Below are 12,520 nucleotides of genomic sequence, written 5' to 3'. Positions count from 1 at the left end.
TTACAACATCCTGTCCGGATACGTGGTCGTTCGGTATGACGGGTGGTCGGCTGGCCCGGGGTGGGTCGGATGCAGTAGCCTAACGATCGTTCAGGTCGGTTGGCGCGGGGCGCGAAGTCCCGCCGCGGGCGAGGGGGTCGGCGTGACACTCGACGGTGCGGCGCTGGAACAACTCGGCAAGCGGGTCCGGGCCGGCGGAGCGGAGAAATACCACGCCGCCAACGCGGCCAAGGGCAAGCTCTTCGCCCGGGAACGGATCGCGCTGCTGGTCGACGAGGGATCGTTCGTCGAGGACGGGCTCTACGCCAACGCGCTCGCCGACGGGCTCCCCGCCGACGGCGTGGTCACCGGCCAGGCCAGCATCGACGGCCGACCCGTCTGCCTGATGGCCAACGACTCGACGGTCAAGGCCGGGAGCTGGGGCGCCCGTACCGTCGAGAAGATCATCCGGATCATCGAGCGGGCGTACGCGAACGGCCAGCCGATGGTCTATCTGGTCGACTCGGCCGGCGCCCGGATCACCGACCAGGTCGACCTCTTCCCCGGCCGGCGCGGCGCCGGAAAGATCTTCTGGAACCAGGTACGCGCCTCCGGCTCGATCCCGCAGGTCTGCGCGCTCTTCGGGCCCAGCGCGGCCGGCGGGGCGTACATTCCGGCGTTCTGCGACGTGGTCGCGATGGTGGACGGCAACGCCAGCATGTACCTCGGCTCCGACCGGATGGTCGAGATGGTCACCGGGGAGAAGACCACACTGGAGGAGATGGGCGGGGCCCGGGTGCACTGCGCCGAGTCCGGCGTCGGGCACTTCCTCTGCAAGACCGAGGCGGACGCGCTCGACGTGGTCCGCCGCTATCTGTCGTACCTGCCGGCGAACTGGACGCAGCCGCCGCCGGCCGCCCCCGCCGTCGCCGCCTCCGACAAGATCGACCTGGCCGCGCTGGTGCCGGCGAGCGAGCGGCAGGCGTTCGACATGCGCCGGTACGTCAAGGGCCTGCTCGACGCCGACTCCTTCCTGGAGATCCAGGCGCTCTGGGCCAAGGAGCTGACGGTCGGCTTCGGCCGGCTCGACGGCCAGGTCGTCGGCGTGGTGGCGAACAACTCGATGTTCAAGGGCGGGGTGCTCTTCGTCGATTCCGCCGACAAGGCGACCCGGTTCGTGCAGCTCTGCGACGCCTTCAACGTGCCGCTGCTCTTCCTCTCCGACGTACCCGGGTTCATGGTCGGCACGGCGGTGGAGAAGCAGGGCATCATCCGACACGGCGCCAAGATGATCACCGCGATCAGTGAGGCGACCGTACCGAAGATCTGCGTCGTGGTCCGCAAGGCGTACGGGGCCGGCCTCTACGCGATGGCCGGGCCCGGCTTCGAGCCGGACGCCACGATCGCGCTGCCCACCGCGAAGATCGCGGTGATGGGCGCCGAGGCGGCGGTGAACGCCGTCTACGCCAACAAGATCGCCGCGATCGAGGACCCGGACGAGCGGGCGGCCTTCGTCGCGGAGCGGCGCACCGCCTACGAGCAGGACATCGACGTCGTCCGGCTGGCCAGCGAGCTGGTCGTGGACGCGATCGTCGAGCCGGCCGACCTGCGGACCGAACTGGTCCGGCGGTTCGCCGCCGCCCGGGGCAAGGACCGCAGCTTCTCCCGGCGCCGGCACGGCGTCACACCCGTCTAGCGGCCCGTCCGCGACCCGCCCCGCCCGGCGCGCCACGAGCGTTCCCGGCGTACCGACCCGATGGAGGAACCCATGGACTTCCGGCTCAGCGAGGAGTACGAGGCGCTGCGATCGAGCGTGCGGTCCTTCGCCCGCGAGGTCGTCGCGCCGGCCATCGCCGAACACTACGAGCGGCACACCTTCCCGTACGAGATCGTCGCGCAGATGGGCAAGATGGGCCTCTTCGGCCTGCCGTTCCCGGAGGAGCACGGCGGGATGGGTGGCGACTACTTCGCGCTCTGCCTCGCCCTGGAGGAGATCGCCCGGGTCGACTCCAGTGTGGCGATCACCCTGGAGGCGGCGGTCTCGCTCGGCGCGATGCCGATCTACCGGTTCGGCACCGACGAGCAGCGCGCCCGCTGGCTGCCGAAGCTGGTCACCGGCGAGGCGCTGGCCGGCTTCGGGCTGACCGAGCCGGGCTTCGGCTCCGACGCGGGCGGCACGGCGACCCGGGCGGTACTCGACGGCGACGAGTGGGTGATCAACGGCTCGAAGGCGTTCATCACCAACTCCGGTACCGACATCACCGCCCTGGTCACGGTCACCGCGGTCACCGGCACCAACCCGGACGGCTCCAAGGAACTCTCCACCATCATCGTGCCGTCCGGTACGCCGGGCTTCACCGTCGCGCCCGGCTATTCCAAGGTGGGCTGGTGCGCCTCGGACACCCACGAGCTGACCTTCGACGACTGCCGGGTACCGGCGGAGAACCTGCTCGGCCAGCGCGGTCGGGGCTTCGCCCAGTTCCTGCGGATCCTCGACGAGGGACGGATCGCCATCGCGGCGCTCGCCGTCGGCCTCGCCCAGGGCTGCGTCGACGAGTCCGTCCGGTACGCCAGGGACCGGCACGCCTTCGGGCAGCCGATCGGCAACTTCCAGGCCATCCAGTTCAAGATCGCCGACATGGAGCGGCGGGCGCACACCTCCCGGCTCGCCTACTACGACGCGGCGGCCCGGATGCTGGCCGGCGAGGACTTCAAGCGGCACGCGGCGATCGCCAAGCTGCACGCCAGCGAGTGCGCGGTGGACAACGCCCGGGAGGCGACCCAGATCCACGGCGGGTACGGCTTCATGAACGAGTTCGCGGTGGCCCGGTTCTGGCGGGACTCGAAGATCCTGGAGATCGGCGAGGGCACCTCCGAGGTGCAGCGGATGATCATCGCTCGCGACCTGGGACTCTAGCCGCCCGGAAGACTCCGGCCGGCCGATGCACGGCTCGGTCGGCCGGCCGGTTGGTTTCCGCGATGGGTCGGCCGGTTTCCGCGCCGGCCGGCCGGTTCCGCGATGCCCGCCGCTCAACCGGTCGCGGTCAGCCCGGCCAGGGCGCGGAGGGTCTTCCAGTTCCGGGTGGTGGAGGCGACGGCGAGCCGCTTCTCCAGGTAGGCGTTGTTGAACCTGCTCCGGCCGTACCCGTCCGGGTAGTGCAGGTAGAGGTCCCGACCGGTGTCGGCGACGGTGAACTCGGCGGTCTCGGCCCCGGGCACGGACAACTCGGCCACCCGGTCGGCCCCGGGCGGTTCGGCCAGGAACGCCACCAGCAGTTTGACCTCGTCCGGCTGCCCGGACACGTACGGGTTGCCGCCGGCCAGCGCCGCCAACTCCGGTCCACTCCGGACCATCACCGCCACGTCCAGACCCAACTGGTCGGCGAGGGCCCGCCGGATCTCGTCGGCCAGCCGCTCCGGCCCGGCGTCGTCGCCGGCCCCGAAGACGACGTTCCCGCTCTGTAGGTAGGTCGTGACGTCGTCGTACCCGAGGTCGGTGACGATCCGGCGCAGGTCGGCCATGCCGATCCGGTTGTGGGAGCCCAGATTGACGGCCCGCAGGAGTGCGGCGTACCGGCCCATCCCCGCCTCCCCGGTCGACCCTGCCCGACGGTCAGCAGCGTATCTCGCACAGGAACACACCGGGCGGACCGTACGCGAGCAGGCCGGAGTCGGGCAGCCAGACCGTCCCGGACAGCCGGCCGTACCGGTCGGGGGCGAGCCGCAGCATCGGACCCGGCCGGTCCTGGACCAGGTCGTGCAACCGCAGCTCGTTGTCGTGCACGGTCGCCCGCCACCGGCCGTCCGGGCTGGTGGTCCGGGTCCGGTCCGGCGGGGGACGGGTACCGCTGGCCGGAAGGGTCGGCAGGAGTCGCCCGGTGGCGGCGTCCCAGGCGCGGTCGCCGTCCTCAGCCGAGGTGAACAGCCAGGTGCTGTCGGCACCGACGGCGAGGGAGAGGATCTGGTGGCGGTATCGGCCGCTGAGCCGGAACCGGGGCTCGCCGGTCGCCGTGTCGACGACGTGCACGTAGGTGGCCGAGGGTGGGTCCTCGGGACCGGCCGACACCAGCCCGTCGGAGGTCCAGACGGCGAGCCAACTGCCGTCCGGGCTGAGCCGTACCCGCCGGGCGACCTCCTGGCGGCCGAAGTGCGACGAGCGCCAGCGCAGGTCGGCGAGGTGCAGCCAGTAAGCGACGGCCTGCCCACCCGCGACGGCCAGCAGACCGCCGTCGGCGCTGAGGTCGACGTCCCAGGCACCGCTGGAGCCGGCGAGGGCGCCGACCAGGGCGTCACCCGCGGACCGCTTGACCAGGACCGGCCGGCCCAGGCCCGCCTGGACGGCCTCGGCCTGGTCACCCCAGCCCGGATGGTGCTGGAGGTGGTAGAGCAGGACGTCCCGCACCGCCTCGGGCGGATCGGTCGGGTCGAGCAACGGTGCGATCTTCGTCAACCCGTGGCGCAGGCTGCCGACGCCGGGCGCGGTGTCGCCGGTCCTGGCCTCGACCGGCACCGGCCGTCGGGCGGTACGCTGCGCCACCTCGGTCAGGTCCGCGATCGGTCCGACCGGTCCCTCCCGGAGCAGTCGCTCCCCGACCCAGCGGAGGTCTCCGGCCAGCAGCCCGGCCTCGGTCAGCGTCCCGGCGTCGAGCAGGTGGCCGACCAGGTGCCGCCACAGGTACTCCTCGGTGCCGTCCAGGCGCCACCAGGCCCGATCCGGTGCACCTCCCGCCAGCGCTTCGGCCCGAGGTAGCCGGCCGGCGAGGGCGGTCACCAGCCCGGCGTTCGCCTCGGCCAGCCGCTGCTCGCCGAGATCGAGCCGGCCGATCGCCCGGACCACCGGGTCCACGGTCAGCCACCCGAACCCGTACCCGACATCGGGCGGCCAGGCCGGCGGGGCGACCCGGTCCGGAGTCGGCCGGATCAGCGACAGCTCGGCGAGCCGCCGGCACAGTGCCGCCGTTTCCGCCGGGCTCATGCCGGCGGTCGCCCGCCACACCGTCTCGACCAGCGGCAGCGGGATCTCCGCCGCCTCCGCGAAGATACCGAGTTCGGCCAACCGCTCCGCCCCGCCGGTGGGGAGCAGGTCGGTGCGGGTCCGCAGCGACGCCCGGACGGACCGCTCGACCGCCGCCGCGTCCGCCGGGACGACCCGGACCCACCCCGACAGGGTGCTCCGGTCCGGCATCGTCACCAGGGTGCTCTGCGCCCGCCGCCCGACGAGCAGCCGGCTGACATTGTCGGCACCGGCGGGAACACCGTCGACGACCACCAGCAACCGCCGGTACATGTCGAGGATGCGGTCCTCCGTCGAGGACCACTCTCCGTCGGTGTACGGCACGGGTGCTCCGGCCAGCCCGACGTTGCGCCGGTGCCGGCGGACCGCCGTACCCGGCTTGTCCCGGGCACCGGGGCCGGCCGCGAGCCACCAGGTACGGCCGGCGAATCGGCGCCGGATCCGGCGGTCGGCGCAGACCAGTCGGGCCAGTACGCTCAGCCCGTAGCCGGCGACCTCGGCCGGACCGTCCGGTACCAGCGCCACGCCCCGGGTCTTGTGCCGGGTCGGGCGGCTCCGCAGCAGGCGTACGGCCTCGTGCACCGCGTCCGGTGCGGAGAGGTCCAGCCACTCCGGCAGCGGTGGCGGCCCCGGCAGGACCTGGCGACGATATCCGCGCTGCCGGCGCAGTTTGCGGTCCAGCGGGTCCATGATGCCTCCCCGGCACCCGTCACGAACTGCTCGTGCGCAAAGTGTTCCAGACAGTGACGATCGTCGAAAGGCGGTGCGGAAAACGGACGCGGCGCCGGGCACCGTTGCGGATACTGCCCGGATGACGACGGAACCTGATGCGGGGCTGGCGGTCGCGGTCGGCGGGGAGGACCCGGAGCTCTCCGGGCGGCTCAGCGCGGAGCTGACGACCTTCAACAACGCGGCGACCGGCGCCGACGACGAGGCCGACCTCTCGGTCCGGGCGACCGACGGGGCGGGCGAGCTGGTCGGCGGCCTGACCGGCTGGACCTGGGGCGGCTGCGGCGGCATCAACATGCTCTGGGTCCGCGAGGACCACCGACGGCGCGGCGTGGGCGGCCGGCTGCTGCGGGCCGCCGAGGAGGAGGCCCGGCGGCGCGGCTGCGACCGGATGATCGTCTCGTCGTTCGAGTTCCAGGCGCCGCCGTTCTACCGCCGGCACGGCTACGTCCAGGTCGGTCGCAGCGAGGGCTTCCCCGGCGGGTACGCCGACCTGCACTTCATCAAGCGGTTGGACGGCTCGGAACCCCGGTCCCGGATCCGGCTCGTCGCGGTGCTCGACGTCCCCGAGGAGCACCTCGCCGCCTTCGCCCGCTACGAGGAGCGGGTGCTGGCCCTGCTGGCCGGCCACGGTGGCCGGCTGGAGCAGCGGCTGCGTACCGGCGACGGCCGGACCGAGGTGCACCTGCTGTCGTTCACCGGGCGGGACGGTTACGACTCCTATCTGGCCGACCCGCGGCGGGCGGCGTACCGGGCCGAGGAGCTGCCCGGCGTCGAGCTGGCCGCCCGGGTCCTGGAGGTCTCCGAGGTCCAACCGCCACCTGCGGCGGGTTAGCGGGAACCCGGGTCACCGCCGTCGTGTCGGCGGGCGGCCCGGCGCCGCTGTCGGACCAGGAGCACCAGCAGGGTACCGACCAGGATCACCGGGGCGGCCGTGCCGAGCAGCCAGTCGGTGCGGGAACCCCGGTCCGGGGGTACCCGGGTGGCGCCGGCCGCCGGCGACGAGATCTGGCCGCGGGAGTCCTGACCCGCCGCGACGAGCTGGCCGACCGTCGCGTCGGCGGGCAGACCGAATCCCCAGTCGAGGAGTGCGGCCCCCTGCTCCCAGCCGCGCTGCGGCTGCGACTCCGCACCGAGCAGGGTGACCAGCAGGGTACGCCCGTTCCGCTCGGCCGCCCCGACGAAGCTGTGCCGGGCCAGGTCGGTGTAGCCGGTCTTGCCGCCGAGCGCGCCGGGATAGCGGTGCAGCAGCTGGTTGTCGTTCCAGATCGGATAGCCCTTGGTGTTGTTCGCCGCCTGCGCCGGTACCTGCGCGATCTTCGTGCCGGCGTACCGCCGGAAGTCGGGGTGCCCGAAGCAGGCGCGGGCGATCAGCGCCAGGTCGTAGGCGCTGGTGTACTGCCCGGGACCGTCCAGCCCGGACGGTGTGGCGGCGTGCGTCTGGTGCGCGCCGAGCCGGGCCGCCTCGGCGTTCATCGCCGCGACCCCGCCGGCCTGGCCTGCGGCACCGCCGCCGAGCCGGGCCAGCACGTTCGCCGCGTCGTTGCCGGAGTTGAGGATCAGGCCGAGCCAGAGCGTCTCGACGGAGTACCGGCCGCCCCGGACCAGCCCCACCGCCGAGCTGCCCGGCTCGAAGTCGAGGTCCGACTCGGTCACCTCGACGACCTGGTGCGGGTCGAGGTGTGGCAGCACCGCCGCCACCAGCAGCAGCTTCTGCACGCTGGCCGGCACGCCGTACTCGTGCGGGCCGCAGCCGCCGAGCACGGCGCCGCTGGTCAGGTCGGCGACCAGCCACGAGGTGGCGGTGACCCTGGGCGGTTCGGCGACGCCGGACGGGGTGACCAGACCGGCGGTGGCCAGCGCCGGACCGCCGACCGCCGCGTTCGCCGGATCGAGCGGGGGCGGGGCGGGCCGGGTGGGCCGGGGCACCGGCGGGCTCGGCGTCGGGCAGGGCCGGGCCGGCGTACCCGCTCGGGCTGGGGCCGGTGCACCCGCTCGGGCCTGGGTCGGAGTCCTCGCCATCGCGGCTCCGGGTGCGCCGCCCAGCGTTACCCACGGCAGCACCAGGAGAGCGCTGGCTACTCTGAGTACGAGCAACCGTCGGGTCATACTCCGGAGAGTAGTCGTCGTCATCCGTACGGGTGGCAGGTTCGGATATCGGACCCGCCCGCCCGACGCCCGGCACTCGCCGCGCGGCGCAGGTTCGCCAAGATTCTTGGCGAATTGTGGTTCGGCACGCGCCATAACTCGCCAAGAATCTTGGTGGACGCACGCTCCGGAGGAGCGGATGCCGGTGTCAGGTGGCGGGGCGGTGGCCCCGGGTGAGCAGCAGCGCGAGGCAGGCGACCGTGACGCAGACGGTCATGCCCAGGAAGAGCGCCACGGCGTTGTCCCGGCCACCGAGCCCCATCAGCGGCGCCGTCACCGCGGCGAGTACGCCCTGGAGAGTGCCGAGCACCGCCGATCCGCTGCCGGCCGCCTTCGGTACCCGTTGGATCGCCAGCGCGGTCGCGTTCCCCATGATCATGCCGAGCCCGACGAAGAAGAGCAGCAGCACGACCGCGACCGCCCGGTCGAGGCGCCCGGCCAGGGTGACGGCGAGCAGGCCGCCGGTGGTGGCCAGCATGACGGCCAGGCCGATCCGGAGCAGGAGCGCCGGTGAGGCGCCCCGGCCGACGACCCGGGCGTTGACCGCGCTGCTCAGGGTGGCGACCAACGCACCGGCGGCGAAGGCGACGGCGGCCTGCCGGACGGAGAGCTCCAGGACGTACTGGAGGAAGAAGGGCGAGGCGGCGATGTAGCAGAACAGGGCCGCGAACCCGAAGCCGAACGCGAAGATGTAGCCGAGATAGACCCGGTCGGTCAGCAACGACCGCGCGGTGGCCAGGGTGGCGCGCAGCCCGCCGGCGTGCCGGCGGTCCGGCGGCAGGCTTTCGGGTACGCCGACCAGCGCGACCAGCAGGGTGAGCAGCAGCCCGACGGCGAGGGTGACCCAGACCGCGCGCCAGCCGGCGGCGCTGGTCACCACGCCACCGATCAGCGGTGCGGTGATCGGGGCGATGCCGCTGAGCGCCATCAGGATGCCGAACATCCGGGCGGCGGCCGGCCCCTGGGCGGTGTCGGAGATGACGGCCCGGCCGACCACCACCCCGGCCGCCGCGCTGAATCCCATCACGAACCGGAGCGCGGTCAGGGTCTCCAGGGTGGGCGCGAACGCGCAGGCGGCGGCGGAGGCGGCGCAGACCGCCGTGCCGGCGAGGATGAGCAGCCGGCGGCCGTACCGGTCGGAGAGCGGGCCGAGCACGAGCTGCCCGAGGGCCAGCCCGATCACGAACGCGGTGAGGGTGAGCTGGATTCCGGCGGGGTCGGTGCGGAACTCGTCGGCCATCCGGGGGAAGGCCGGCAGGTACATGTCGATGCCCATCGGCGGCACGAAGGCCAGCAGCACCAGGGCGGGGAGCAGCAGCCGGCGTTTCCTGCCGGGCGGCTCGCCGGTTGTCTCTGGCGGTGGGGGTGGGCTGGACTCGTCGGTCCGGGAGGGGGCGGAAGTCACGACCGCAAATTACTATACCTATATAACTATGTCTAGCGTTATTCTCGTGAAGTGAAACGAGTGACCATGGCGGACGAGACGGTTCTCCGGCAGGCGAGGACACTCGTACCAGTTCTGTACCAACTGAGCCGGGTGATGCGGCTGCACGGCGTCGACGCGGCCGGGCTCGGCCAACTGCCCCCCTCCGAGCTGGAGGTGCTGCGGTACGTCGCCGACAGCCCCGGCGTCTCGGTGAGCACCCTCGCCCGTGACCTCGGCCTGCACGCCAGCAACGTCAGTGCGACCGTCCGCGCCCTGGTGGCCCGCAACCTGGTCCGCCGCGAACCCGACCCGAACGACCGACGGGCCGTACGGCTGCACGCCACCCTCGACGCGGCGCACGGCTCGGCCCGGATCGAGGACGCCTGGGCCAGGATCTTCGCCGACGCGATGGCCGAGATCAGCGACGAGCAGCGGGCCGAACTGGCCGACGCCGCCCCGGCCCTCGGCGCGCTCGCCGAACGCCTCCGGGCCCGCCGCGCCACCGGACGCGGCTGACCCGGCCGCCGAGCCCGGCTGATCCGACCGCCGAGCCCGGCTGATCCGGCCGCCGACCCCGGCTGCTCCCGCCCTCCGGTCCCGGTCTCGACCCGCCCCCGGTCCCGGTCTCGACTCGCCCCCGGTCCCGGTCTCTACCCGGCACACCGGAGCGCCGACCGGGCCCGACCCGGCACACCGGACAGTCGATTCTGACCGGATAGCGGCTGACGGCCGACTGCTCAGGGTGTTTGCATGTGCGCCGAGGGCGACGAGCGGGCGTCGCCTCAGGGGAGGTTCAGGGCATGTTCGCTGGGTTCGGACGGTGGCTGTGGCGGTGGCGCTGGCCGGTACTGGTCGGCTGGCTGGGACTCGTACTCGCCGGGGCGACCCTCGGCGGGCAGGTCTTCGACCGGCTGGTCGACACCGACAACCTCCGCCCGGACGCCGAGTCGCAGCGGGCCGACCGTCGGATCGCCGAACTCCTGCCCGAGGGGCCGACCGTGGTGGCGATCGTCCGGGACCGGGACCCGTACGACCCGGCGCTGGTGGCCAGCGTCAACCGGGTACGCGCCGAGGTCCAGGCCGTACCGGGGGTCAGCGAGGTCGAGGACCTCTACAACGCGGCGGGCGGCCGGATCGGCGCCGACAACCGCAGCACCCTGGTCCGGGTCGAGTTGGCCGACGGACTGCCCACCGCCGAGCGGGAGGCGGCCGAGGATCGGGTGGCCGCCCTGCTGCGCGGCATCGACGCCCCGCAGGTGCTGGTCGGCGGCGAGGAGCTGGCGGAGCGGGCCTTCGCGGAGCAGGCGATCGACGACGCGGCCGTGGGGGAGTCGATCGCGCTCGGGGTACTCCTGGTGGCGCTGGTGGTGATCCTCGGCGGCCTGCTGGCCGGGGTGCTGCCGCTGCTCGCCGCGCTCGCCGCCGTCGCGGTGACCCTGCTCGGCCTCTACGGACTGACCGCGGTCACCGGGGTCGGCGAGTTCACCGTCAACGTGGTGACGCTGCTCGGCATCGGCCTGACCGTGGACTACGCGCTGCTGCTGATCGCCCGGTTCCGCGAGGAGCGCGCAGCCGGGTCGGCCAACGGCGACGGGTCGGCCAGCGCCACCGGGTCGGGCAGCGGCGACGGATCGGGCAACGGCGGCAGGTCGGGCAGTGGCGACGGGTCGGGGCGCGGCGATCCCGCCGAGGCGCTGGCCCGGACGATGGCGACCGCCGGCCGTACCGTGCTGATCTCCGGCCTGGCCGTCGCCGCCGCGATGGTCGGCCTCTACGCCTTCGCGGAGCCGCTGCTCGCCGCGATCGCGCTCGGCGGCGCGCTGGCGGTGGCCCTGGCCACGCTGGCCGGGCTGACCCTGCTGCCGGCGCTGGTCGCCGTCGCCCACCGGCACATCCCGGCCCCCGCCGACCGGACCTGGGTGCGCCGGGCCCTGGCCGCCGCCGCCCGCCCGGCCCGCCGCATCGTCCCGGCCTTCCGACGCTCCGGTACGCCCACCGCCCGCCCCGGCCTGCTCGGCCGGCTCGCCGGGTACGCGCAGCGCAGGCCCGGACCGGTGGCGTTCGGGGTCTCCGCCGGCCTGCTGCTGCTGGCCCTGCCCTTTCTGGCCGGCGCCAACCTGGCCAACTCCGACGCCCGGGCGCTGCCCCGGTCGATGGAGGCGCGGCAGGTGCACGACGTGCTGCTGCGCGACTTCGAGGCCGGCCGGGCCGCCCCGGTCACCGTCGTCGTCGAGGCGGATCCGGCCAGCGCCGAGGTGCGGGACCTGATGAACCAGCTCAACACCCTGCCCCAGGTGATCCGGATGCAGCCCCGCCCCGACGTACCCGGCCCGGCGGTGGTGATCGACCTGACTCCGAAGGGCGCGACCGGCGGCCCCGAGTCCCGGGAACTCGTACGCGCGGTGCGCGCCCTCGACCAGCCACTGCCGCTGCTGGTCGGTGGGGCCGCCGCCGAACTGGTCGACTACCGGTCGTCGGTCGCGCAACGGCTGCCGTACGCCGTGCTCGTGCTGCTGCTGGTCACCACCGTCCTGCTCTTCGTACTCACCGGCTCGCTGGTCATTCCGGTCAAGGCGCTGGTGATGAACGTACTGACCCTGCTCGCCACCCTCGGGGTACTGGTCGTGGTCTTCCAGTGGGGTGTCGGGGCGGCCCTGCTCGGGGTGGAGTCCTGGGGGGCGATCGACCTCACCACCCCGGTACTGCTCTTCGTCTTCGTCTTCGGGCTGTCGATGGACTACGAGGTGTTCCTGCTGGCCCGGATCAGGGAGGAGTGGCGCCGCTGGTCGGGACTGCGTACCCCGGCGGCCCGCACCCGGGCGGGGCAGCGGGCGGTACTCGCCGGGATCACCCGGACCGGTCCGGTGGTGACCTCGGCGGCGGTCTGCATCACCATCGTCTTCCTGGGTTTCCTGCTCGGCGACCTGACCGCGGTCAAGGAGATCGGCTTCGGCATGGCGGTGGCGGTACTCCTCGACGTCACGGTCGTGCGCGGGCTGCTGATGCCGGCGGTGATGAGCCTGCTGGGCGAGTGGAACTGGTGGGCGCCGGCCCCGCTGCGCCGGCTGCACCAGCGGTACTCCGGTGACGCTGAGCGATCGCCCGCCGCCGGATCGCCGGCCGCTCCGGTACCGGTTTCCGCCGAACGGTGAGGGTTCGGTTACCGGCCGGATCGGGCATCAGTGATCTGTCGGATATCTATGTCCTCTTCCGTCGGTAGCGCG

Annotated in this window: 9 protein-coding genes; 5 read left to right on the top strand and 4 right to left on the bottom strand. The window is 73.3% G+C overall.

Annotated features, from left to right (window positions below):
- Positions 1-142: 142 nt before the first annotated feature.
- Both C6W10_RS34510 and C6W10_RS34505 read left to right on the top strand, forming a co-directional pair.
- Complete coding sequence (locus tag C6W10_RS34510; RefSeq protein WP_107263200.1) at positions 143-1,675, top strand: acyl-CoA carboxylase subunit beta; 1,533 nt, start codon at positions 143-145, stop codon at positions 1,673-1,675.
- 72 nt (positions 1,676-1,747) lie between these two features.
- Positions 1,748-2,896 (top strand): acyl-CoA dehydrogenase family protein, encoded by a 1,149-nt coding sequence (locus C6W10_RS34505; RefSeq protein WP_107264514.1) that lies wholly within the window; start codon positions 1,748-1,750, stop codon positions 2,894-2,896.
- Positions 2,897-3,009: 113 nt separating this feature from the next.
- On the opposite strand, the gene C6W10_RS34500 is transcribed toward C6W10_RS34505, so the two are convergent.
- Both C6W10_RS34500 and C6W10_RS34495 read right to left on the bottom strand, forming a co-directional pair.
- On the bottom strand, positions 3,010-3,561 hold the full coding sequence (locus C6W10_RS34500) for a DUF1697 domain-containing protein (protein ID WP_107263199.1): 552 nt from the start codon (positions 3,559-3,561) through the stop codon (positions 3,010-3,012).
- Between the two features lie 31 nt (positions 3,562-3,592).
- Positions 3,593-5,683 (bottom strand): WD40 repeat domain-containing protein, encoded by a 2,091-nt coding sequence (locus C6W10_RS34495; RefSeq protein WP_107263198.1) that lies wholly within the window; start codon positions 5,681-5,683, stop codon positions 3,593-3,595.
- Positions 5,684-5,804: 121 nt separating this feature from the next.
- Between C6W10_RS34495 and C6W10_RS34490 the strand changes: the two genes are divergently transcribed.
- Positions 5,805-6,557 carry an N-acetyltransferase gene (locus C6W10_RS34490; protein WP_107263197.1) on the top strand — a complete coding sequence of 251 codons (753 nt, stop codon included), beginning with the start codon at positions 5,805-5,807 and terminating at the stop codon, positions 6,555-6,557.
- Here C6W10_RS34490 and C6W10_RS34485 read toward each other — a convergent pair.
- Positions 6,554-7,831 carry a D-alanyl-D-alanine carboxypeptidase family protein gene (locus C6W10_RS34485; RefSeq protein ID WP_107263196.1) on the bottom strand — a complete coding sequence of 426 codons (1,278 nt, stop codon included), beginning with the start codon at positions 7,829-7,831 and terminating at the stop codon, positions 6,554-6,556. The genes C6W10_RS34490 and C6W10_RS34485 overlap by 4 nt on opposite strands.
- 187 nt (positions 7,832-8,018) lie before the next feature.
- Positions 8,019-9,275, bottom strand: a complete 1,257-nt coding sequence (locus tag C6W10_RS34480) for a multidrug effflux MFS transporter (RefSeq protein ID WP_199853796.1) — start codon at positions 9,273-9,275, stop codon at positions 8,019-8,021.
- 51 nt (positions 9,276-9,326) lie between these two features.
- Here C6W10_RS34480 and C6W10_RS34475 point away from each other — a divergent pair, with 51 nt between their 5' ends.
- Both C6W10_RS34475 and C6W10_RS34470 read left to right on the top strand, forming a co-directional pair.
- Entirely contained in the window at positions 9,327-9,812 is a 486-nt protein-coding gene (locus C6W10_RS34475; protein WP_199853795.1) for a MarR family winged helix-turn-helix transcriptional regulator, read from the top strand.
- Between the two features lie 284 nt (positions 9,813-10,096).
- On the top strand, positions 10,097-12,448 hold the full coding sequence (locus tag C6W10_RS34470) for an MMPL family transporter (protein WP_107263194.1): 2,352 nt from the start codon (positions 10,097-10,099) through the stop codon (positions 12,446-12,448).
- Positions 12,449-12,520 lie beyond the last annotated feature (72 nt).

Origin of the sequence: Plantactinospora sp. BB1 (assembly GCF_003030385.1) — a bacterium.
Classification (GTDB): Bacteria; Actinomycetota; Actinomycetes; order Mycobacteriales; family Micromonosporaceae; genus Plantactinospora.
Note: the sequence above shows the minus strand (reverse complement) of the source record. Positions and strands in the feature narration are given on the sequence as shown.